General features: G+C 69.3%; 24 protein-coding genes and 1 pseudogene. 15 read left to right on the top strand and 10 right to left on the bottom strand.

Features of this window, described 5'->3' with window-relative positions:
• The first annotated feature begins 5 nt into the window (after positions 1-5).
• The 3 genes from E1293_RS08725 to E1293_RS08715 are packed head-to-tail and all read left to right on the top strand — an operon-like array spanning position 6 to position 2,553.
• On the top strand, positions 6-872 hold the full coding sequence (locus tag E1293_RS08725) for a PHP domain-containing protein (RefSeq protein WP_132195701.1): 867 nt from the start codon (positions 6-8) through the stop codon (positions 870-872).
• A 10-nt stretch (positions 873-882) separates the two neighbouring features.
• A complete protein-coding gene (locus E1293_RS08720) occupies positions 883-1,593 on the top strand; it encodes an MBL fold metallo-hydrolase (protein WP_132195699.1) in 711 nt (236 codons plus the stop codon).
• Between the two features lie 45 nt (positions 1,594-1,638).
• Positions 1,639-2,553, top strand: a complete 915-nt coding sequence (locus E1293_RS08715; protein WP_243716108.1) for a RecB family exonuclease — start codon at positions 1,639-1,641, stop codon at positions 2,551-2,553.
• Here the strand turns inward: E1293_RS08715 and E1293_RS08710 are convergent.
• From E1293_RS08710 to E1293_RS08700, 3 genes are all read right to left on the bottom strand, one after another.
• Positions 2,550-3,470, bottom strand: a complete 921-nt coding sequence (locus tag E1293_RS08710; RefSeq protein ID WP_243716107.1) for an oxygenase MpaB family protein — start codon at positions 3,468-3,470, stop codon at positions 2,550-2,552. The two genes, E1293_RS08715 and E1293_RS08710, sit on opposite strands and share 4 nt — an antisense overlap.
• Positions 3,471-3,530: 60 nt before the next feature.
• Entirely contained in the window at positions 3,531-4,355 is an 825-nt protein-coding gene (locus tag E1293_RS08705; RefSeq protein ID WP_132195697.1) for an alpha/beta fold hydrolase, read from the bottom strand.
• Positions 4,356-4,451: 96 nt separating this feature from the next.
• Positions 4,452-4,646: a DUF1059 domain-containing protein gene (locus E1293_RS08700; protein ID WP_243716106.1), complete on the bottom strand. Its 195-nt coding sequence runs from the start codon at positions 4,644-4,646 to the stop codon at positions 4,452-4,454.
• A gap of 132 nt (positions 4,647-4,778) precedes the next feature.
• Between E1293_RS08700 and E1293_RS08695 the strand changes: the two genes are divergently transcribed.
• The gene (locus E1293_RS08695) at positions 4,779-5,273 is read left to right on the top strand and encodes an Imm21 family immunity protein (RefSeq protein WP_132195695.1); all 495 of its coding nucleotides are present in this window, start codon (positions 4,779-4,781) and stop codon (positions 5,271-5,273) included.
• Here the strand turns inward: E1293_RS08695 and E1293_RS08690 are convergent.
• Positions 5,270-5,611 carry an ArsR/SmtB family transcription factor gene (locus E1293_RS08690; protein ID WP_207938739.1) on the bottom strand — a complete coding sequence of 114 codons (342 nt, stop codon included), beginning with the start codon at positions 5,609-5,611 and terminating at the stop codon, positions 5,270-5,272. The two genes, E1293_RS08695 and E1293_RS08690, sit on opposite strands and share 4 nt — an antisense overlap.
• Positions 5,612-5,664: 53 nt before the next feature.
• On the opposite strand from E1293_RS08690, the gene E1293_RS08685 reads away from it, so the two are divergent.
• From E1293_RS08685 to E1293_RS08670, 4 genes are all read left to right on the top strand, one after another.
• Positions 5,665-6,411 carry an SDR family NAD(P)-dependent oxidoreductase gene (locus tag E1293_RS08685; protein ID WP_243716105.1) on the top strand — a complete coding sequence of 249 codons (747 nt, stop codon included), beginning with the start codon at positions 5,665-5,667 and terminating at the stop codon, positions 6,409-6,411.
• 74 nt (positions 6,412-6,485) lie between these two features.
• A complete protein-coding gene (msrA, locus tag E1293_RS08680; protein WP_132195689.1) occupies positions 6,486-6,995 on the top strand; it encodes a peptide-methionine (S)-S-oxide reductase MsrA in 510 nt (169 codons plus the stop codon).
• Positions 6,996-7,020: 25 nt separating this feature from the next.
• A complete protein-coding gene (locus E1293_RS08675) occupies positions 7,021-8,598 on the top strand; it encodes an FAD-binding oxidoreductase (protein WP_132195687.1) in 1,578 nt (525 codons plus the stop codon).
• A 188-nt stretch (positions 8,599-8,786) separates the two neighbouring features.
• A complete protein-coding gene (locus E1293_RS08670) occupies positions 8,787-9,122 on the top strand; it encodes a hypothetical protein (RefSeq protein ID WP_132195685.1) in 336 nt (111 codons plus the stop codon).
• 112 nt (positions 9,123-9,234) lie between these two features.
• On the opposite strand, the gene E1293_RS08665 is transcribed toward E1293_RS08670, so the two are convergent.
• Positions 9,235-9,573: a cyclic-phosphate processing receiver domain-containing protein gene (locus E1293_RS08665; protein ID WP_132195683.1), complete on the bottom strand. Its 339-nt coding sequence runs from the start codon at positions 9,571-9,573 to the stop codon at positions 9,235-9,237.
• Between the two features lie 116 nt (positions 9,574-9,689).
• On the opposite strand from E1293_RS08665, the gene E1293_RS08660 reads away from it, so the two are divergent.
• The 4 genes from E1293_RS08660 (at position 9,690) to E1293_RS08645 (ending at position 14,409) form a co-directional block, all read left to right on the top strand.
• Positions 9,690-11,204 carry an MFS transporter gene (locus E1293_RS08660; RefSeq protein ID WP_132195681.1) on the top strand — a complete coding sequence of 505 codons (1,515 nt, stop codon included), beginning with the start codon at positions 9,690-9,692 and terminating at the stop codon, positions 11,202-11,204.
• A gap of 163 nt (positions 11,205-11,367) precedes the next feature.
• A complete protein-coding gene (locus E1293_RS08655) occupies positions 11,368-12,774 on the top strand; it encodes a tetrahydrofolate dehydrogenase/cyclohydrolase catalytic domain-containing protein (RefSeq protein ID WP_132195679.1) in 1,407 nt (468 codons plus the stop codon).
• A gap of 85 nt (positions 12,775-12,859) precedes the next feature.
• Positions 12,860-13,204 carry a hypothetical protein gene (locus E1293_RS08650; RefSeq protein WP_132195677.1) on the top strand — a complete coding sequence of 115 codons (345 nt, stop codon included), beginning with the start codon at positions 12,860-12,862 and terminating at the stop codon, positions 13,202-13,204.
• A gap of 2 nt (positions 13,205-13,206) precedes the next feature.
• On the top strand, positions 13,207-14,409 hold the full coding sequence (locus E1293_RS08645) for an amidase (protein ID WP_132195675.1): 1,203 nt from the start codon (positions 13,207-13,209) through the stop codon (positions 14,407-14,409).
• A gap of 43 nt (positions 14,410-14,452) precedes the next feature.
• On the opposite strand, the pseudogene E1293_RS50140 reads toward E1293_RS08645, so the two are convergent.
• Positions 14,453-14,566, bottom strand: a pseudogene (locus tag E1293_RS50140) (hypothetical protein); the annotation flags it as partial.
• Between the two features lie 343 nt (positions 14,567-14,909).
• Here E1293_RS50140 and E1293_RS08635 point away from each other — a divergent pair.
• Positions 14,910-15,308, top strand: coding sequence for a VOC family protein (locus E1293_RS08635; RefSeq protein WP_207938738.1), 399 nt, complete (start codon positions 14,910-14,912; stop codon positions 15,306-15,308).
• A 49-nt stretch (positions 15,309-15,357) separates the two neighbouring features.
• Here E1293_RS08635 and E1293_RS08630 read toward each other — a convergent pair whose 3' ends face one another.
• Positions 15,358-15,669: a DUF397 domain-containing protein gene (locus E1293_RS08630; RefSeq protein ID WP_207938737.1), complete on the bottom strand. Its 312-nt coding sequence runs from the start codon at positions 15,667-15,669 to the stop codon at positions 15,358-15,360.
• A gap of 22 nt (positions 15,670-15,691) precedes the next feature.
• On the bottom strand, positions 15,692-16,588 hold the full coding sequence (locus E1293_RS08625; protein ID WP_279473041.1) for a helix-turn-helix domain-containing protein: 897 nt from the start codon (positions 16,586-16,588) through the stop codon (positions 15,692-15,694).
• 184 nt (positions 16,589-16,772) lie between these two features.
• Between E1293_RS08625 and E1293_RS08620 the strand changes: the two genes are divergently transcribed.
• A complete protein-coding gene (locus E1293_RS08620; RefSeq protein ID WP_165978144.1) occupies positions 16,773-17,267 on the top strand; it encodes an ATP-binding protein in 495 nt (164 codons plus the stop codon).
• Positions 17,268-17,275: 8 nt separating this feature from the next.
• Here the strand turns inward: E1293_RS08620 and E1293_RS50135 are convergent, their stop codons facing one another.
• Positions 17,276-17,842: a TetR/AcrR family transcriptional regulator gene (locus E1293_RS50135; RefSeq protein WP_132195667.1), complete on the bottom strand. Its 567-nt coding sequence runs from the start codon at positions 17,840-17,842 to the stop codon at positions 17,276-17,278.
• Positions 17,843-17,933: 91 nt separating this feature from the next.
• Here E1293_RS50135 and E1293_RS08610 point away from each other — a divergent pair, with 91 nt between their 5' ends.
• The gene (locus E1293_RS08610) at positions 17,934-18,857 is read left to right on the top strand and encodes an SDR family oxidoreductase (protein WP_132195665.1); all 924 of its coding nucleotides are present in this window, start codon (positions 17,934-17,936) and stop codon (positions 18,855-18,857) included.
• 49 nt (positions 18,858-18,906) lie between these two features.
• On the opposite strand, the gene E1293_RS08605 is transcribed toward E1293_RS08610, so the two are convergent.
• The gene (locus tag E1293_RS08605; RefSeq protein ID WP_132195663.1) at positions 18,907-21,660 is read right to left on the bottom strand and encodes a bifunctional YncE family protein/alkaline phosphatase family protein; all 2,754 of its coding nucleotides are present in this window, start codon (positions 21,658-21,660) and stop codon (positions 18,907-18,909) included.
• Position 21,661: the final 1 nt, after the last annotated feature.

Genomic DNA, 21,661 nt, shown 5'->3' with positions numbered 1-21,661 from the left:
GGGGCATGCGGATCGATCTGCACTGCCACAGTGACGCGTCCGACGGGACGCGCCCGCCCGCCGAGGTCGTCAGGCGGGCGCGGGAGAACGGGGTGGACGTCGTCGCGCTCACCGACCACGACACCGTCGCCGGATGGGACGAGGCGGCCGCCGCGCTGCCGGACGGCCTGACGCTCGTCCCCGGGATCGAGTTGTCGTGCGCGTGGGACGGGCGCAGCCTGCACCTCCTCGGCTACCTGTTCGACCCCGGCGAGCCGGTGCTGGCCGCCGAGCTGGCCCGGATCCGCGACGACCGGGTGCTCCGGGCCCAGGGCATGGTGGAAAGGCTGCGAGAGCTGGGCGTGGACGTCACGTGGGGCATGGTCCGCGGCCTCGCGCGCGGCGAGGCGGTCGGACGCCCGCACATCGCGCGGGCCATGGTCGAGGCCGGCGCGATCGAGTCGGCGGAGCAGGCGTTCACGCCCCGGTGGATCGCGCAGGACGGCCGCGCCTACGTCGAGCGGTACGCGCTCGACCCGGAGCGGGCGATCGGGCTCGTCCGGGCGGCCGGGGGAGTGTGCGTCCTGGCGCATCCGCGGGCGCGGCGCCGCGGATACGTCTTCGCCGACGAGGTGATCGAGAAGCTCGCCGCCGCCGGGCTCGCCGGGGTCGAGGCCGACCACCCCGACCACGTTCCCGAGGACCGCGCCCGCCTGCGTGACCTGGCCGCCTCGCTCGGCCTCGCCGCGACCGGCTCCAGCGACGACCACGGCGCGTTGACCGGTGACCGGATCGGCGCCGAGACCACCGCGCCGGACGCCTTCCAGGCGCTCGCCGCGGCCGCCTCCGGCGGTGATCTCCGTCTGCCCGATGGGGGCCGCGAAGCACGGTAGGGTGCGAAGCGTGGACGCGCGCATCGAACAGGTGGTGACGTCGGGGACGCTGGCCCTGGACGACACCGAGTACGACGTCGAGAACAACACCTACCTCGTCGGCGACGATGACGAGGTCATCGTGATCGACCCGGCGCACGACGCCGAGGCCATCCTCAAGGAGGTCGGTGACCGGGAGGTCATGGCCGTCCTGCTGACCGACGGCAACGAGCACCGCCTCGGCGTGGTCCTCGAGGTCGCCGCCGCCGGCGAGGAGGACGAGGAGAACTGGGCCCCGATCGCGCTGCACCGCGCCGACCGGCTGCTGTGGCGCGACTACTTCGGCCGCCTCGCCAAGGAGGAGGACGACGAGGACGACGCCAAGGCGCTGCGGTCCCTCGAACCCGACATCTGGCTGGAGGACGGCGGCGTCTTCGAGATCGCCGACGCGCAGCTGGAGATCGTGCAGACCCCCGGCCACACGCCCGGCAGCGTCTGCGTGATCAGCGAGCAGCTCGGCCTGCTGTTCTCCGGCGACACCCTGCACCGCGGCCGGCCCGGCTCGATCGGCGGCGTCTACGAGGACCTGCGCAAGCAGCTCAACTCGATCGGCGCGCTGCTGACCCCGCTGCCGAAGGACCTGCGGGTCCTGCCCGCCCAGGGCGAGGAGACCACCGTCGGCGAAGAGGACGCCCGCTGGGAGACCTGGGGCTCGCTGGCGAACGAGTCGGACGACGACTGACCGGGCCGCTGCTCTCCGGACGACCGGCGCGAAGGGGCGTTGAGCGTGGGTGCTGAGCAGCTGGGCTTCGACGGGATGCCCCGGCGGCTGTACACGTGCACGCCGTCGCGGCTGAACTCGTGGCTGGACTGCCCGCGCCGCTACCGGATGACCTACCTGGACCGTCCGATGCCGCCGAAGGGCCCGCCGTGGGCGCACAACAGCGTCGGTGCGAGCGTGCACAACGCGCTGGCCGGCTGGTGGCGGCTGCCCGTCCGCGAACGCACCCCGGAGGCCGCCGGGACGCTGCTGGCCCGCGGCTGGCTGACGGACGGCTTCCGCGACGAGGCGCAGTCCGCGCAGTGGCGCGAGCGGGCCCGCGAGATGACCGAGCGGTACGCGGCCGGGCTCGACCCGTCCGACGAGCCGCTCGGCGTCGAGCGCACCGTCGCGACCCGCACCGACCGGATCGCGGTGTCCGGGCGCATCGACCGCCTCGACGGGCGCGGCGCCGAACTCGTCGTGGTCGACTACAAGACGGGGCGGCACATCCTCACCTCGGACGACGCGCGCGGCTCGCTCGCGCTGGCGATCTACGCGGTGGCGGCGGCCCGCGTCCTGCGCCGCCCGTGCCATCGCGTCGAGCTGCACCACCTGCCGTCGGGCGAGGTCGCGGTGTGGGAGCACACCGACGAGTCCCTGGCCCGGCACATGCGGCGGGCCGAGCAGATCGCCGCCGAGGCCGCCGCCGCCGACGAGGCGTACAAGGCTCTTCCGGGGGGCCGTCCCTCCACAGAGAATCGCACTCGGATTCCGAAGCCTCGCGCGGGCGAGGTCGAGCACGCCCCCTACGACGAGCTGTTCCCGCCGCGTCCGAGCAACCTGTGCTCGTGGTGCGACTTCGCCCGCCACTGCCCGGAGGGCCGGGAGGCCGCCCCGCGCAAGGAGCCGTGGGCGGCGCTTCCCGTCGACGCCGGCTAGGCGGGTGCGAGGGCCTGCTGGGCGGGCCACCGGCGCGGGTCGCGCAGCCCGTACAGGCCCTTGCCGAGGTCGTATCCCTCCGCCGCGAGCCGCTGCCTCGTCCGTTCGAGCATGTCGCGGGTGTCCTTGGCGAAGGCGTAGTCGTGCAGCCGCTCCGGGACCGAGTTCATCGCGAGCCGGAACGACCTGAGCGCCGCCGTCACAGCCGGCTGCGGCACCTCGGGGAGGGCCCCGTACATCCTGCGGGCCCAGTCCGGCAGCGAGTAGTAGCAGAGCGCGCCGAACGGGAAGTAGCCGGGCTTGCCGGGCGCGAGGAACTTCAGGTTCTCCGGCATCGTCGGCCACATCAGGAACCGGACGGTCTCCGCCGCCTCCTCGGTGACCCGCAGCCTGGGCCGCATCTCGGCGAAGAACGCCTCCATCTCCGCGACGCTGCCGGGGACGTCCTCGGCGTGCAGCCCGACGAGCGTCGCCGACTTGCGCTGCTCGTCCAGGTACCGGTCGGCCATGGCGCCGGTGAGCGGCTGCCCGGCCCTGCGCGCCACTTCCAGGTAGGAGTAGACCTCGGCGCAGTGCACCCACAGCAGCAGCTCGGGCTGGTCGAGCCGCTCCTTCTTCCCGGTGTCGTGGTTGAGGATGCGCAGGCTCCGGTGGATCTCCCGCACCCGGTAGGCGGCCTCCTCGACCTCCTCGGGGCTGCCGAACGTGCCGAGCCCGACGAAGTCGGACGTCCGCTGGAGCCGCCCGAAGGGGTCCTCGCGGAAGTTGGAGTTCTGCCAGACCCCCCACATCGCCATGGGGTGCAGCGCCTGCAGCATGAGGCTGCGCACCCCGCCGATCCACATGGACCGGTCAAGGTGCACGCGCCACGTGACGCTCTCGGGTGGCTGGACGGTCGCCGGCATTCGTACCTCCATGAGACAAACTAAAGTAAGTGTGTCATTACATGGAGGGGCCCGCGACACCGCCCCCGCGAATCAGGGCAGGAGACCGTGCAGCCGGCCGGCGAACGCGGCCGGGTCCTCGGCGAAGCCGGTATGGCCGCCAGGGAAGATCGTGGGTTCGATGCCGAGGGCGCCGGCCAGCGTTCGCGACGTCCGGTCGCAGAGCTGCCCCGGCGACGCGTCGCCGATGCCGACCACGATCCGGTCCTTGACGGCGCGCAGCGCCTCGACGCCGGGCTTCCAGCGAGTCGTCCCGCGCAGCTCGTGCTCGAACCACCAGCGCTCGTCCGCCACCTGCCGGGGGTCGCGGTCGCCGCCGAACACGTCCTCCAGCATCGCGTCCGGCATCATGAGCCCGGACGTCGCCATGAACTTCCGCCACGCGCCGAGGACGTCGCCGCCCAGGTAGATCTCGATCATCTCCTCGGTCGCCCGATGGAGCTCGTCGCGGTCGTCCAGCAGCTCGTTCAGCGGCGGCTCGTGGGCGATGACGGCGCTGACCTGCTCCGGATGCGCCTGCGCCAGCGCGAGGACGGTGCACGCCCCGCCACTGGACCCGAACACGGCCGCCGGCCCCGCGTCCACGTCGGCGATCAGCCGGGAGAGGTCGCCGGCGCGCAGCGGCGGCGTCGACTCCTGGTCGGGGTCGTCGAGGGGGCTGCGGTTGATCCCGCGCGGGTCGGTCGTGAGGACGGTGCGGCTCCCGGCGAGCAGGTCGGCGAGCGGCGCGAACGCGTCGGCGGTCATGGGCGAGCCGACGAGCACCACGAGCGGGCCCTGCCCGCGCAGCTCGTAGTGCAGGCGCCCGTCGGGCACCCGCAGGGTTCGGACGATGGGCTGGGACGAAACGGACGTCATGGATCCTCCTGGTCTGCCGGTTCGAGATGGAGACTCCCGAACCGGCAGGAACTCATCGTTGATCCTTGGCATCCGCCCTCGTACGGACTGTGCGGGTCAACCCCGGGCCATCGCCTGCTCGTTCTTGAGGTGAGTGCGGATCTCGTCCCGGAGCTCCGGGGTGTCGGTGTGCCCGTGCACCGAGGCCGCGTGCTCGGCGGCGGCGCGGACGACCTCGTCCTCCTCGCCGCTGATGGTGAGCGTGCAGCCCGACTCGCTCGGCATGTCCCTGCAGTCGGCTACCTTGCGCATGATTCCCCCTCGCAGGTCCGCCGCACCGCCACACCGTGCCAACTACCTCCAATCTGACATATCCCCACGTCAGAGGGAAGTTGTCCGACCCATGTTGTACGGTGACGCCTCCGCCGACGAGAGGCTGTGCCGATGGACTGGGTCGAGTCCGCAGGGGGCCCGCTGCTGGCCGCGCCCGCGTCGCAGCTCGTCCACTGGGAGGGCGTGACCGACGACGACGGTCCCGTCGAGAGCTGGGGCGACTACGGGCGCGCGTGCGCGGTCGAGGGCTACATCGGCCTGGTCGATATCGGGGCAGGCCAGGGCCTCGTCCTCGGTGACGAGCCCGCCCTGACGACCTACCTGCCCGACCAGCGCCTCTTCCTCCGCTGGGTGGCGGCGAACTCGGAGGAGGAACTGGTCCTCGCGGCCAAGGAGGCCGTCCGCGCCTTCACATGGGACGAGGAACTCGCCTGGGACGTGGACGGCCCGATCGTCCTCTTCGACTCGCCCTGGGCCGGTGCCACCCCCGAACCCGGCAACCACCTGATCATCGACCTGGCCCCCGGCCGCTATCGAGTACGCGCCGGCTACGAAGAGGCCGGCACCAACTGGATGATCCTCGTCGACCTCACCCCGGCGCCCTAGCCGCCGTTCAAGCCGACATGGCCGCCCACATCGTCACCCCGGGCCGCGCCGAGCACGGCGTCCAGCAGCCCGGGGAAGCGGGCGTCCAGATCGTCCCGCCGTAGCTCCACGAAGCACCGCGTCCCCTCCTGCCGGGTGCGCGTGACCCCGGCATCGCGCAGGACGCGCAGATGATGGCTGAGCGTCGACTTGGCCACGGGCGCCCGCAGCTCGCCCCATCCGCGCTCGCGCCCGTCGGCGAGCACACGCACCAGCCCCACCCGGATGGGGTCGTTGAGCGCCCCCAGCACGTCGATCAGGCCGATCTCGTCCGGCCTGGGATGGTGCGCCTGCCTCATGCCCCCGATGGTACTTTGTTCGATGTTCGCCGAACATCGAACAAAGGACTCCCGTGGACTTCACCGGCAAGACCGTCATCGTCACCGGCGCGGGCTCGGGCATCGGCCGCGCCGCCGCCCAGGGCTTCGCCGACGCCGGCGCCCAGGTCCTCGGCGTGGGACGACGCAAGAACGCGCTGGAGGAGACAGCCGCCGCCCACCCGTCGATCACCGTCCATCCCGCCGACCTCCGGGAAGCGACCGCGGCGGAGGCAGTGATCGACGCCGCGATCGGTCTCCGGGGTCGTCTGGACGTCCTGGTCAACAATGCGGGCGCGACCAAGGTCATGCCCCTGGCCGAGATCACCTCCGAAGGCATGGCCGCGCTCTTCGACCTCAATGTGACCGCGCCGAGCCTCCTCGCCCGGGCGGCGCTGCCCCACCTGCGGGCCACCAAGGGTTCGGTGGTCAATGTCTCCAGCACCTACGGTCACCGCCCCCTTCCCGGCGCCTCCCACTACGCCGCGTCCAAGGCGGCCCTGGAGCAACTGACCCGGACATGGGCGCTGGAGTTGGCATCCGAAGGCATCCGCGTGAACGCCTTGGCCCCCGGCCCGACGGAAAGCGAGGCCCTTGCGGCCGCCGGCCTGCCCTCGGCCGCCGTGGAGCAGATCAAGCGGGACGAGGCGTCCCGCATCCCGCTGGGCCGCCGAGGCACCCCCGTCGAGGTGGCCACCTGGATCCTCCGCCTTGCCGATCCGTCCACCACCTGGCTCACCGGCCAGGTCCTCACCCTCGACGGCGGCCTCGAACTGGCCTGAGCGATGCGGGATGCTGGGCCTCCGGGAATCCGGGTGGGGTCCCGCTAGTTGGAGGAGAAGCGAGAGGAGAGAACATGGCAACCGAGAGAGCGCTGCTCGCGGGCGGCTGTTTCTGGGGGATGGAGGACCTGTTCCGCAAGCAGCCCGGAGTGGTCTCCACACGGGTCGGCTACAGCGGCGGCGACGTCCCCAACGCCACCTACCGCAACCACGGGTCCCACGCCGAGAGCATCGAGGTCGTCTACGACCCCGGCCAGACCGACTTCCGGGCCCTGCTGGAGTTCTTCTTCCAGATCCACGACCCGACGACCGTGAACCGGCAGGGCAACGACATCGGCACGAGCTACCGCTCCGCGATCTTCTACACCTCGGACGATCAGCGGAAGACCGCCGAGGACACCATCGCGGACGTCGAAGCCTCCGGCCTGTGGCCGGGCAAGGTGGTCACCGAGGTGACCGCCGCGGGTGACTTCTGGGAGGCCGAGCCCGAGCACCAGGACTACCTGCAGAAGTACCCGAACGGCTACACGTGCCACTTCCCCCGCCCCGGCTGGAAGCTGCCCAGGCGAGCGGTCGCCGAGTAAGGCGGGCGGCCCCCAGAATGGTGGGATGCGGTCTTGGTGGGGTTGGGGCGACCTGGAGGACGCGGTCGCGGGTGCGGAGCGGGCGGCGCTGATCGGCCGGGTGGCCGAACTCCTGCCGGACGCCGAGCTGGCCGACCACGAGCCTCCGGCGATCGGTGACCTGAATGTCGGATCGCCGCGGATCGTCCCGCCCGCCGCCCTGGCCGCACTCTGCTCGGACGATGTGGCCGACCGGGTCGGGCACGCCCGCGGCAAGGCGTTCCGCGACGTGGTCCGCAACCTGCTGGGCGAGGTGGGGGAGGTCCCCGGCCTGGTGGTCCGGCCACGCAGCGAACGCGACGTGGTCGACGTCCTGGACTGGTGCGCCGATGCCCGGATCGCGGTCATCCCCTACGGTGGCGGCAGCTCCGTCGTAGGGGGCGTCGAGCCACGGCTGGACGGCGCGCACGTGATCAGCCTCGACCTGGGCCTGCTCGCCGGAGTGGTCGAGGTGGACGCCACCGCCAGGGCGGCCCGGATCCAAGCCGGCATCTACGGCCCGGCCCTGGAAGACCGCCTGCGGCCGAACGGGCTGACGCTGCGGCACTTCCCGCAGTCGTTCGAGTTCTCCACGCTCGGCGGATGGCTCGCCACCCGGGCGGGCGGCCACTACGCCACCGTGCTCACCCACATCGACGACCTCGTCGAGTCCATGCGGGTGGTGACTCCGGTGGGCGTCAGCGAGTCGCTGCGGCTGCCCGGCTCGGGCGCGGGGCCGTCCCCGGACCGGATGTTCCTGGGCTCGGAAGGCACCCTCGGCGTCATCACCGAAGCATGGATGCGCCTCCAGGAGCGGCCCCGGTGGCGGGCGGGGGCCTCGGTCCTGTTCGACCGCTACGACGACGCCGTCACGGCGACCCGGGGTGTGGCCCAGTCCGGGCTGAACCCGGCCAACTGCCGCCTGCTCGACCCGATGGAGGCGTTGCTGAACGCCGGTACCGACTCGCCGGGCGGGGTACTCGTCCTGGGCTTCGAGTCCGCCGACCACCCGGTCGAGGCGGCCCTGGACCGCGCGCTCGAACTCTGCCGCGACTACGGCGGACGCCCGCAGCCACGTTCGGCCCGCAACGCGTCCGACACCTGGCGCACCGCGTTCCTGCGCATGCCCTACCAGCGCGACGCCCTCGCCGCCCACGGCATGATCGTGGAAACCTTCGAAACCGCCTGCACCTGGGGAGCCTTCCCTGCCCTGCGCGAGGCCGTCCTGTCGACGGCACAAGGGACGATGCGCGCGCTCGGCACTCCGGGCGTGGTGACCTGCCGTTTCACCCACGTCTACCCGGACGGCCCCGCCCCCTACTTCGGTGTGTACGCCGCCGGCCGCTGGGGTTCGACCGTGGCGCAATGGGACGAGATCAAGACGGCGGTATCGCAAGTGCTGTCCGACCACGGCGCCACGATCACCCACCACCACGCCGTAGGCCGCGACCACCGCCCCTGGTACGACCTCCAACGCCCCGACCCTTTCGCCTCGGCCCTCCGCGCCGTCAAATCCACCTTGGACCCGTCGGCAATCCTGAACCCGGGCGTCCTCCTGGACCCTTCCCGGCAGTCACCGACCTGACGACTCACATCGAGCCGGCCGCCACTCGCTCATACCCACCTCGCACCTGGGCGCGCCACCAGCAAGATCATGACGAGGTCGGCTCGTTGATCACAGCACGATGCCGATGGGCCGGACGGCCGGACGGTCTGATGCGCGAGTTCGTCTCGGCGAGATGACCACCTCACAAGGAAGGGACTCCCATGTCCATGCGTTCTCAGAAAGCCGGTCGGCGGACGCGGATCGCCGTCGTCGCCGCCGCCATCGCGACCGCCGCCCTAGGGGCCGGCATCGGCGCCGCCCCGGCGCAGGCGTCCACCCACCGCGGGGTCAACGGCTGCTTCGCCTGGTCCTACGGAGACGGCAACACCTCTGTGACGACGTACTGGCACAACCGCTGTTCGACCAAGCACAAGCTGAAGATCAAGTACAGCCTGAGCTGGACCACCAGGACCTATACGGCGGTCGTCAAGGGCAATGCGAAGGGACACAAGAAGCTCCAGACCGCGACCATCGTCTCAATCTACGACGGGGGCCGCGCCTAACCGGTCGCGGCCGTTTCGGGGGACACGGCGCGCGGGCCGTACCCCCGAAACGGGGCGGCGGGTCGCTCCTCGCGCCGGACCTGCCAAGGCCGGGCCTTGGGCTGTCGAGGGCCTAGGCGGTCGCGCGCCGGACTCGGTAGTCCCAGCGCCTCAGTACTCGGACCACCGTTTCCGCGCCGCTGGGATTGGCGCTGTGGACGAAGATCATGCCGATCCTGAACGGGCGGCCGTCGAACGCCGTCTCTTCCAGCAGGGCCACGACCGGCATGATGCTGTCGTCGCCGCCCAGATCGTGGTCGAGCCAGAGTTCGTCGATCTCCTGGTCGCGATGCTCGTCAAGAAGCAGGACGCCCTCGTGGCTCGTGCGGGCGATCCGCGTGGCCCTCGGCAAGGGGCGCAGGTCGTCGATGCCGAGGATGATCGCCGACCGAGCCGCTGAGCTCTCGTCCACCCGGCCATCATGCCGGGTTCGACCATGCTTTGAGGGTTGTGCGCGGTGCGGCTCTGGTCGGCGGGGCGCTGACGGCCGAAAGTCTCCGGGGTCGCTTCAACGTAAGACTCGAATTCATGGATCTCGAAGACAACGGAAAACGACGCGGACGGACGTCCGGCGGGCGGTGGTGGACGCTGGCGGTGGTGAGCGCGGCGCAGTTGCTGGTCGTCTTGGACGGCACGATCGTGAACATCGCGCTGCCGTCCGCGCAGCGGGCGCTGGAGATGTCGGACGGGGACCGGCATTGGGCGATCACCGCCTACGCGCTCGCGTTCGGCGGCCTGCTGCTGATCGGCGGAAGGGTCAGCGGCGCGCTCGGACACCGGCGCGCGTTCCTGATCGGGCTGGTCGGCTTCGCCGCCTCGTCCGCGCTGGGCGGGGCGGCGGTGAACCCGGCGATGCTCTTCGGCGCGCGGGCGCTGCAAGGCGCGTTCGCCGCCGTGCTCGCGCCCGCCGGGCTGTCCCTGCTGGCCGGCACCTTCACCGAGGCCCGTGAGCGCGGCCGGGCGTTCGGAGTGTTCGCCGCGGTCGGTGCGGCGGGCTCGGCGGTCGGCCTGGTCACCGGCGGCCTGCTGACCGAGTACGCCAGCTGGCGCTGGTGCCTGTACATCAACGCCCCCATCGCGCTGCTGGCGGCGGTCGGCGTCACGCTGGTGCCCGCGGACCGTCCGATCGGGAGAGGACGGCTGGACGTCGCCGGGGCGCTGCTCAGCCTCGCCGGCTTCACCGCAGTGGTGTACGGCTTCGCCCGAGCAGAACCCCTCGGCTGGGACTCAACCGAAGTCATGACGTGGCTGGCCAGTGGACTGGTGCTGCTGGGCGCCTTCATCGTCGTGGAGATGCGAGCGGCCAACCCGCTGCTGCCGATGCGGGTCCTGGCAAACCGCGTTCGTGCCGGTGCCTTCCTGGCCATCACCCTGATGTTCGTGGCGATGTTCGGGTTCTACCTGTTCATGAGCTACTACACGCAGACGGTGCTCGGCTACTCGCCGGTCCAGGCGGGCCTGACGCTGATCGTCAACGCGCTGGCCGCGCTGGTGGGCTCCATGCTCATCGCCGGGAAGCTGCACGGCCGCGTCCCGGCCGCCGCGCTGCTGGTGCCGGGACTGCTGGCCGCGGCCGCCGGGATGCTGATCCTCACCCGCCTGTCGGCCGGTACCACCGACGTCCTCGCCCTCTACCTGCTGCCCGCCCTGGTCCTGACCGGCCTCGGCCTCGGCTGCGTCATGCCGCCGACCGCCAGCCTGGCCACCGAGGGCATGCAGGGACACGACATCGGCGCCGCCTCGGCCGCGTACAACGCCGCCCAGCAACTCGGGGCCGCGCTGGGCATCGCACTACTGAACACCCTGGCAGCCGGCGCCACCGCGACCTACCTGGCGTCCCATCGCACTGCCCCCGCCGATGCCGCCACCGTGCACGGCTACACCACCGCTCTGACAGTCGCGTTCGCAATCCTCCTGACCGCAGCACTCCTGACCGCAGCCCTGCTCATAACCCGCCGCACCCGTCCGCGACGGCGTACCAAGAGCCGAGCGCCCGGGTCGGCGACACACGGGAGGGCCGAGACGAAGAAGACCGTGTCATAACGGTCGGACGGACGTCAGGCGCTCAGTGCAGTGACCTTGACTCGCCATGTCGGATTGGTCCAACCTCTCGGAGGTAAGTCGGCGCCGGCACCCCGCAGGGCACTGGACACCGCCCTCGGCACCGGCGCCACACTTGTACGGCAGTCGAAAGGGCTGACCACGCGTGGGCGTCGACAAAACCGGCAGTGGCAACGACGGCAAGCCAGAGGACGTCGAGAAGCCGTCGGCCAAAGAGGGAACCTGGAAGCATCGGCGCGACCAGCCGGGCGAGCCGGGCCAGCCGTCCCGTGTCGCAAGCTGGGGCGGCGTCATGAGCTCCGTGGACACGGGCGAGAAACGTGACGAGCGCGACGACGAGCATGCCCCGCCGGAGGATGAGAAGCCCATTGCCACGCCTCTGGCGGATTCTGCCGAGTCGGAGAAGGAAGTCTTGGACCTCGATACCTCGAGCTCGGCAGCCGAGGCGGACGACAACCAAGACGACGACGGTCAGCCCCCCGAAGAAGCGCAGGGAGAGGGGGTAAAGCGACAGTTCGGGGAGGTCACGCAAGCCGACCCCGAGGGTGACTGCAGATCGTCGGGAGCGCCCGTGTCCGAATGGGATGAGCAGTCGGGGAACGTTGATCAGACCGGTGCCGACGAAACCGCTCCGGAAGGCTCGCGCCGTACCCCTGAGATACCTATTCAGATGGATGGTAATCAGATCCGCGGAGCCAAGATCCTGGGCGGGGTTAAAGAGCTCTTCGAGCCTTACCGTTCTACCATCGCCGGACTGGAACGCCAGGTTGCCGTCATCAGATTCGAGGCGTCCCCGGAGGCGTCTCCGGACTGGCAGAGCCGGATGGAGGCGTCTCGGGTCTCCGCAGAGCAGAAGGTTAAAAGCTTCAATTATCTTGGATACGAGCCTAATCACATCCTGTTGCCATCTGATGCCTCGGCCGAGCAGTTCGCCGATGTCCTTGCACAACTAGGTGAGGACCAGTCGACGAGCGGCATCATCGTCCAGTTTCCACCTCCACCAAGACTTCGAGAAGTAGTTCAAGATCTTGCGCCCGCCAAGGACGTCGATGCCCTTGTCAACACCTCCCCGCAGGAAGCATGCGCAACTGCCGAGGGCATATGGCGCGTAGTGGAGCCTTTTACTGACGAGACCCACAATGTTGCCGTCGTTGGGAGCAGGGGTTTCGTGGGGCGAGGAGTGGTTCATTTCCTTCAACAGAATGGCATTGACCCACTCGAACTCGAGGAGGGGGATGACCTTACCCGGGTGCGTGAGGCGGAGATCATCGTTTCGGCCACCGGCCGGCCGGGCATCCTGGGCTCTGATCACGTCCGCCCGCACCACCTGCTCGTCGTGGACTCCGGGTTTGTGCCCCGGCAGGGCGGTGTTTCCGGCGATGTACGATCGGAGGTCTATGGCGTACCCCAGCACATCACCCCGGTTCCCGGAGGGATAGGCCCGGTGGAGATGGCCGTTCTCATGGAACGCATGGCCAAAATCGACGTTGACCCGGAAAATCCTGGATGGCGACTCACAAGGAGGAGCGATGACCTCCGAAAGAACGGCTGACGTGAGACAGATTCTTCAGTGGGATCATTCTAGGGGTGGAGCGGCTCATTGCTTGGCCAGGGTGTTTCTGGGCACCCCGGCGGGTGTGCCGATCGTGGTGCTCAGTGAAATCCGCACCAATTTGGACGGGTGTGGAATCGTAGGCGATTTCGCTGGCGCCGCCGACGCCCTCGTCGGCTCCCTCCAAGAGCAGTCCCATCCTGCGCCCGCACAACTGGTCTGGCTGGCGCATCACGGACCTTTCTCGTATTATGAGAATGTCGGTGATGAGACATTCACGCGGGTTGACTTGAAATGGGACGGCGAGAGATTTCATGGCTCCTACGCAGAGCAGCATCTGCTCAGTGGAACCAATGTGAATCGATTGCTCAGTGGCGTTGAACTGGAACCGGTCCCCGCTGTGCTTGCTCAGCTCGGCTGGGAATTCTAGCGGTGCAGGCCTATTCGGAGTTGGATGCCGTCGCTATTGCTGCGCTGGTGGCGAGGCGGGACGTCTCGGCAGTCGAGGTTGCGCAAGCGGCGCTCATGCAGAAGCAGGCTGCCGAACCGAGGCTGCGCGCGTTCCGGAAAGACTTCACTGAGCAGGCGTTGGCGGATGCGAAAGAGATCGACCGTGTTGTGGCCCAAGGGGAGCGGTTACGGTTGGCCGGAGTGCCCATCGGGGTTAAGGCATGGGACGGGCTGGATGATTTCCAGACGGTGCGGCTGAGGCAGGAAGGCTGTGTCGTCATCGGTCTCACTTCCGTGCCGAGATCGATCACCGAGTGGCAGACATGGGGGTTTACAGAGCACGGCCCGACGGTCAACCCGTGGCGTTCAGACCGGACGCCGGGCGGCTCCTCGGCGGGTTCCGCAGCGGCGGTGATGGCGGGGGTCGTACCGCTGGCCACTGCGAGTGACGGTGCAGGATCCACCCGTATCCCGGCCGCTTGGTGCGGTGCCATCGGACTAAAACCCACCAATGGGCGGCTCCCGACCCGCGATTCTGCGGGACTCAACGTTCCCGGTGCGATTGTCCGTTCGGCCAGGGACGCCGCGCTGCACGTGTCCGTCCTCTTGGGGGAGGAAGCGATTGGAGTCGCCCATAGCAAGGTTCTCGCGGCCACCTGGTCCGCAAATCTGGGGTATGTCGATGTCGACTCAGAGCAGGCGGATATCGCTCGGGCGGCTGCTGGTCACCTGGCCGACGCGGGTCATGTGCGATTGCATCGGGCCAGAGCCGATCTACTCGACCCCGAACTTGCCTGGATTGCGATTCGTGGCGCCGGCGATGACCTTGCCGATGCCGAAACCGTCCGGCAAGTCAACAACGCGAGACTACGAGAGCTCTTCAACGATGTCGATGTGCTGTTCACGCCGACGACGCCGGGGCCTCCACATGGGCATCAGGGCCCTGGTAGCACAATGTCGGTCAGTCTGACCTGGGCCTTCAACATCAGTGGACACCCCGCCATCAGCATCCCTGCGGGCCACGCCGCCGACGGCACTCCGGTGGGGCTGCAGGCCGTGGCACGACACGGCGAGGAAGATGTCCTCCTGCGGTTGGCCGCCGACCTGGAACGCCTGAATCCCTGGCCGAAACGGGCACGGCCGACCAACCCGGAAAGTCAGCCCAGTTCGAGACCCCGCCCTTGACCCCTGGCTCGGGGAGGTCGAGGTGGCCGGTCTTGACGGTGGTGAGGAAGGCTGTCCAAGCCTCAGTGACCCACACGTAGTGACCTTCGTCTGCGCCGTGGCTAGCCTTGCCCCAAGCCCCGACCTCGACGCAGTTGCCTCCATTGCCGGTGCTGAAGCTGCTCTTGCGTCAGGTGACGTGAGACGTGTCCACCCGGCTCACCTGCTTTCTTTATCAAATGCCGTGTTTCAGTAAGAAGTCTCGGCCAGGATTCCGATTCCCTCGGGTGTTGACGAAATTGGCAATTATCGGAAAGAAGGGTACTAGGCGAGCATGCCCGAAGAGCGGGTCGTGTATTACGCGATTACCGGCGGAGGTAAGACCGTCGTACTGAACGGTGAGCGGTAACCGGCCAGGGCCCGGTCTTGGCTCGGGTCGGTCACGTGATCGACCCTACGGGGCCTGGTTCGTCGGGTTCTGACGTGTTCCTGCTGGTGGAATATTCGGATCGTCGCATGGCTTGCTGGTGATCGTGCGTGTCTTTCGTACCTACTCGCGGGTCTACGCCGCTGACCTGGAGGCTGTGCTGGCCTCGCTCACCGCGGTCTCCGGCGAGCCGGTCAGTACCCGTTTCAGGCTGTCGGACGGTCTGGAACTGGCCACCGTCGGCCGGGTGCTGGTAGTGGCAGGTGATGAGCGGGCCCTGGAGCCGTACAGGGCTACTGCGGCCACGCTGATCGTCGATGACCTCGACGAGTGCCTGGCGCTGCTCACCCGAACCGGAGCGCAGATCCTGCGCGGCCCGCAGGCCGTCCCCACCGGCAGGAACCTCACCGCCAAGCTGCCCGGTGGGGCCCAGATCGAGTACGTCGAATGGGACCGGCCCCAGTGGGACCGCGCTGGCGGGCAGCCGATCTAGCGCGGAGCCCACCGAGGCGGTGGTCGCGCTTCACGGTGGGAGGGGGCGGTCAGGGGAGGTCGAGGTGGCCGTTCTTCACGGTGGTGAGGAAGGTGGTCCAGGCGTTGGCGGTGAAGCCGAGCACCGGTCCGTCCGGGTCCTTGGAGTCCCGCGCCAGCACCACAGCCTCGTCCGCCGCGACCTCCACGCAATGACCGTTCTGGCCACTGTGGCTGCTCTTCCGCCATGCGCCAGCCTCTGCGCACTCTCCACGGTTGCCCATGTTGTGGCCGCTCTTGGGCCAGATGGCGACTTCAACACAGGAGCCGTTGTTGGCGCTACTGCGTGCCTTGCGCCATGTGAGCTGGGAGAGCTCCGTCATGGAGACCTCCATTCTTCTCGAGTCACGCCTTCTGATCGGCTAGCCGGGCAATCAAGGCACGGGTCTCGTCAGGGCCTAGGGCTCTTGCCCGTAGTTGGTCGAAGAGTTGGGCGTAGTCGTCGACCTCGCTCGACTCTTCAAGATAAATGCACCCCTTTCGGTAATCAACGTACACGACGTCCGGATCGCGTCGATCTGGGAAGCCCAGAATCTCGAAGGCGCCGTGCATGGAGGGGTGCGCGCCACTGGCCAGTGGAAGCACCTGGATGGTCACGCCAGGGATCTGGGAGAGTGCCGCGAGGTGGGTGAGCTGCTCACACATCACGCTATGGCCGCCGACCTCCCTGCGCAGAGCCGCCTCGTTCTGGATGATCCATAGCCTCGGACGATCGGAGCCTTCGAGTACCTTCTGACGCCGCATGCGGACTTCGAGCATGCGTTCGCCGTCGTCGGGCGAGACGTTGTCGTCCGCAAGCATCACGGCGCGGGCGTATGCCTCGGTCTGGAGAAGGCCGAAGATCACCTCGGCCTGGTAGGACCGGATCTCGGAGACCTCCTCTTCGAGGCCGACGTAGACCTCGAACCACGCGGGGATCGCGTCTCCGTACTTCTGCCACCAGCCGCGTTGGCGGCTTTGGCGGGCGAGGGTGACCAGGACGTCCGTGCGGTCGTCGTCCAGTCCGTAGAACTTGCAGAGGGCCATGATGTCGGCGACCTTCGGGGCGTGGACGGCGGCCTCGATGCGGCTGACCGTGGCCGGCGCGATGTCCGCGAACCTGGCCGCCTCTTCTCGGGTCCTTCCCGACTCCTTCCGCAGGCGCCGCATCTCGGATGCGAGGCGCCGCCTGCGGACCGTGGGGCTCGTCCGACTTGCCACGTTGGTACCTCCGTTTGTGGATATGCCTAGCGGGCGGACCATGATTTTTTGAGCGGGTTCACTCTTTCCGGTTTACAAATTCGGCGCGTCCACTCCATGCTCTGACCGTAGCGAGAAGTCACGCACGGTGTCTGGGTGATCACGGAAGAATGTTGGTGGATCGTGGTCGTTCGCGTGCCTGGAGAAGGGGCGTCCGACGATGTCAGCGGAGCAGGGACCGCGTCCGATGAAGCATCTGGGGACGTGTGTCGTCCCGGCGGCGCCGAAGAACGTGGTGAACGGGCGGCGGTGGCTGCTGGGACGGCTCGAACCGCTGCTCGGGGCGAAGCACAGCGCGTGTGAGGACAGCGTTCTGCTGCTGTCCGAGACGCTGACCAATGCGATCGTCCACGGCGGCGGCCACCTTGTGGAGGTGGACGCCTACGTGGACACGGCCAGCATCCGGGTCGAGGTCACGGACGAGGGCGGCGGCACCACCGTTCCCCATCACGTCGACGACCCGCACGGGGAGCACGGGCGCGGGCTGCCGATCCTTTCGATGCTCGCCAAGGCGTGGGGCTTCGAGCAGTTGGACGATGGGCGGCTGCGGGTGTGGTTCGAGGTGCCGCACACCGTTGTCCCGGGGACTCGGGGCCCGCAGGGCGCTCCGGCTCGTCCCCGGGCGGATGACGGGGTTCACGGGGTGTCCGCTTCGGCTAACCGCCATGCGGAGGGCGGCTGAGGGGGCGGTCAGGCGGCGGCGGTTACGGCCTTCAGTTCGTTGAGGGATTCCCGGATGAACTCCGGGAGTTCCTTTTCGCCGGGGGCGGCGATCCAGCGTTCGAAGGCGATCTTGAAGATGGCGATGCCGGCCTCGGCGGTGAGGGCGGCGGCCGGGTCCGGGACGCCGCGCTGCCGGAGGGTCTCGGCGAGGGCGGTGGCGAAGGCGGCCATCTTGATCACCTCGCGTTCGCGGAGCTCCGGGTTCGCGTTGATGATCGCCTGGCGGCGGCGGGTGCGGTCGAGGTTGCCCCGGAAGACGGCGCTGATGGTCTCCAGGGCGTCGGCGGTGGCTTCGAGCGGGGGCGTGGAGGCGGGGGCGTCGGCCACGGCGCCCGTGAGCATGTCCCGGAGTTCGCCCGAGCCTCCGAACAGGACCTCGCGCTTGTCGGCGAAGTGGCGGAAGTACGTCCGCTCGGTGACGCCCGCGCGGGCGGCGATCTCCGCCACGGTGGTCTTCTCGAATCCGCGTTCGCCGTAGAGGTCCAGCGCCGCCTGTTCGAGCCGGCCGCGTGCGTCCGGCTTCCATCGCCCCATGGCGGGAATACTAGTCGATGACAGTCACTGACATCGATGTGCTACTGTCGATGACAGTGACTGACATCGGTTGCGGTACTGGAGGTTTCTCATGCGCGTTTTCGTCACCGGGGCGTCCGGCTGGATCGGGTCCGCCGTCGTCCCCGAGCTCATCGGTGCGAACCACCAGGTCGTCGGGCTCGCGCGGTCGGACGCTTCGGCCGCCGCCCTTGAGGCGGCCGGTGCCGAGGTGCGGCGGGGCTCCCTCGACGACCTGGACGTCCTGCGCAGCGCCGCCGACGACTCCGACGGCGTGATCCACCTCGCGTTCAAGCACGACGTCGCCTTCGGGGAGGGCCGGTTCCAGGACGCCGCCGACGCGGACCGCCGCGCCGTCGAGGTGTTCGGCGACGCGCTCGCGGGCTCCGACCGGCCGTTCGTCCTCGCGTCCGGGCTGCTCGGACTGCCGCCGGGACGAGTGATCACCGAACGGGACGGGCTCGACGCCGGCTCGCTCACCGAAATGGGAGGAGGGCCGCGGGCCCGCCAGGAGACCGCGCTGCTGACCCTCTCGCTCGCCTCGCGGGGCGTCCGGGCGTCCGTCGTCCGGCTGCCCCCGACCGTCCACGGGGACGGCGACAAGGGCTTCATGGCGACCCTGGTCGGCATTGCGCGCGACAAGGGCGTTTCCGGCTATCTCGGGGACGGGGCCAACCGCTGGCCGGCCGGGCACGTGCTCGACGCCGCGAACCTGTTCCGCCTCGCGCTGGAGAAGGCTCCGGCCGGGACGGTGCTGCACGCGAGCGGCGACGAGGGGGTGCCGATCCGCGAGGTCGCGGAGGTGATCGGGCGCCAACTCGACGTCCCGGTCGCCTCGGTCGACGCCGCGGATGCCGCCGGGCACTTCACCTGGCTGGCTGGGCTCATCGGCCTCGACGCGCCGGCGTCGAGCGCGCTGACCCGCGAGCTGGTCGGATGGCGGCCCACCCAGCCCGGCCTCATCGACGACCTCGACAAGGGCCACTACTTCGCATGACATGCGGCACGGCCCGCCGGGATCGCCGGCGGGCCGTGCGGTGCGGACGTCAGCCGTCGGTCTCCGGCGACGGCAGGTAGCGTCCGGGGACCTCCTCCGGGGTGAGGATCTTCTTCTCACCCGGGTAGGGCGTGGTCCAGTCGTGCGCCTGGTACCAGGTGAAGTGGTCCATGAGCGCTGGGTTGGCGCGGTCGGGGGCCGCGGTCGACCCGGTCAGGTGCTGCTTCCGCTTCCAGGCGTTCCAGGCGTCGACGGTGGGCCGCATGCCGGCGGGCACCGCCGACGCCGTCCCGGACGGTTCGTCGTTGCCGCATTCCGGCGGGGTGGACAGGCCGCCGGTGAGCGGGACCTGGTTGGGCAGCGCGTTGAACGGCCGGTAGTCGGGCTTGCGGGTGAAGGCCCCGGCCATCGGGCTGGCGGCGCTGTCCTTCTGGTTCATCGGCTGGATCCCGAGGATCTGCTCGATGGTGCGGATCATGGTGATCTGCGTGTAGTAGGTGCTGTCCACGGTGCCGTGCCGGGCCCACGGGCTGATGATCTGCACGGGGCCGCGGGCGCCGTCGACGTGGTCGACGCCGTTCTGGGTGTCGTCCTCGATCACGAAGATCGCGGAGTCCTTCCAGTATTTGCTGTGCGAGATCGTGTCCACGATCTTGCCGACGGCCAGGTCGTTGTCGGCGACCTGGGCGACCGAGTTCGGCGCCCCGCCGGTGTGGTCGCTGGAAAGCCAGAACATGTTGAGGTTGGCCGGGCCGTTGGCCTCGAAGTCGCGCTTCCAGATCTGGTACCGGTAGATGTCGGGGATGTCGGTGTCGAACTTCGGATAGTCGTGCGCCGTGATCTTGTTGAGCGACGGGATCGGCGACTGGTTGTCGACCTTCAGCGCGGGCTTTTGACCGGTCGCCTCCATGTTCCGGGCGTCGCAGTAGAAGTTCTGCCACGTCGCGCCGGCGGGCTTGGTCAGGAACTGGGTGAACTCGCCGAAGTTGCGGGCCGTCCGGCCGGCGGCCGCGGCGCCCGTCCACAGGAAGCCGGTGCGCTGGTGGCCGAGCGCGTCGTCCTCGGTGTCGTAGCTGCGCTGGTACAGGCCGGCGCCGGACTCGGTGTACTCCGGGTTATCGGCCTGCATCAGCCAGTTGTGGCCCTCGGCGGAGTTGGTGCCGACCGAGTAGGTGTTGTCGTAGAGGCCGAACTGGCGGGCGAGGGAGTGCTGGTTCGGGGTGACCTTCTTGCCGAACTGCGCCAGCGACGGGTCGCCGTTGCCGCGCGGGTCGTCGCCGAAGAACTGGTCGTAGGTCCGGTTCTCCTTGACCAGCAGGAAGACGTGCTTGATGGTCGACGGGTCGCCGAGGCGCTTCGGGACGGGCACGGCGTGCTGGGACTTGCCCTGGGCCACCTTGACGTCGTGCTTGCCCCAGCCGTTCTGCTTGAAGACCGTGGCCGTCGACTTGGCGATCGCCTGGTCCGAAGGCAACCGGAAGCGGAGCAGCGTGCCGGTCGAGTCGTGGGTGTTGTGGCCCGTGGCCGGCTTGGTGCCGGTCCCCTTGTCAATCGTGCGCGTCGGGCCGCGCTCGCCGATGCCGCGGGTGTTGGTGACGACCACCTGGTCGCCGGCCGTCGTCACCTCTTCGGGGTAGTAGTCCGTCGGCAGCAGGCCGACATAGCTGACCGGCGCCTGCGCGGAGGTGAAGCGGTAGACGGCGACCGCGTTCGCCCGGCCGAGGGTGACCAGCAGGTGGCCGTCCTTGGTCAGCGTCACGCCGTTCGGGGCGTAGCCGACCTTGGACTGCGGCCAGGGTCGGGTGGCGATCGTCTGGACGACCTTGTCCTTGGACGTGTCGATGACCGAGACCTGGTCGTCGAACGTGTCGGTGACGAAGAGGGCGCCGCGAGCGGCGTGCATCGCGGTCGGGTGCAGGCCCACCTTGATGGACGTGACCGGGGCGTCCGGCTCGGCGACGTGGATCACGCTGACGCTGCCGGTCGTGGTCGCGCCCGTGTCCGGGTCGGCCGGCACCTCGGTGCCGTAGGAGTTCATCGTCGTCTCGCCGGGCTTGGCGGGACGCCCACCCTCGTTGCTGACGTAGAGCTTGCCCCCGGTCAGCGCCAGGCCGCGGGGCGCGGTGCCCACGGTCCAGCTCCGTTGGATCGCTCCAGTGGCGGCGTCCATGGCCACGACGCGGTTCTGGCCGTTGACGGCGGCGTACACGGTGCCGCCGTCCGGGGAGAAGACGGCCTGGGCCGGCAGCGCCTTCTTCGACCCCTGCGCGGCGATGGGGATGGACACCGGGGTACCGAGGGTGCCGTCGTCCTTCACCGGGAAGCGGGTGAAGCCGTCGATCTGCGGCAGCCACAGGGTCTTGCCGTCCGGAGAGTAGGCCGGTCCCTCCTGGCCGACGTTGTTGCTGGAGATGCGCACGTCGGCGGTCTTGGCCGTCCCGGCCTGCTGCAGCACCTTGTAGGTCTTGAGGTCGACGATGGTCAGGGCGATCGACCGGTCGTTGGTGAGCGCCGCCAGGTGGCGGCCGTCCGGGCTGACCGCCGAGGCGAGCAGCTTGCCGTTGTCGACGAGCAGCCGGTCGCCGATCGGCTTGATGATCTGGTCGCTGGCGAGCTGCAGGCCGTCCCTGGTGGTGGAGCCGACCCGGTTGTGGCCGAACCCGCCGGTGGACGCGTAGGAGACGCCTCCACTGGCGATGGCGAGAGCCGCGGTGCCGCCCGCCACGAGGCGGACACGGCGGCCGGTGAGCGGGCCGAAGAACCCGGCGCGGGCCTTCTCGACACGCTTGCGCGTGACGTGCATG

Source organism: Actinomadura darangshiensis (assembly GCF_004349235.1).
Classification (GTDB): Bacteria; Actinomycetota; Actinomycetes; order Streptosporangiales; family Streptosporangiaceae; genus Spirillospora; species Spirillospora darangshiensis.
This window is presented reverse-complemented; position numbering and strand designations above follow the sequence as displayed.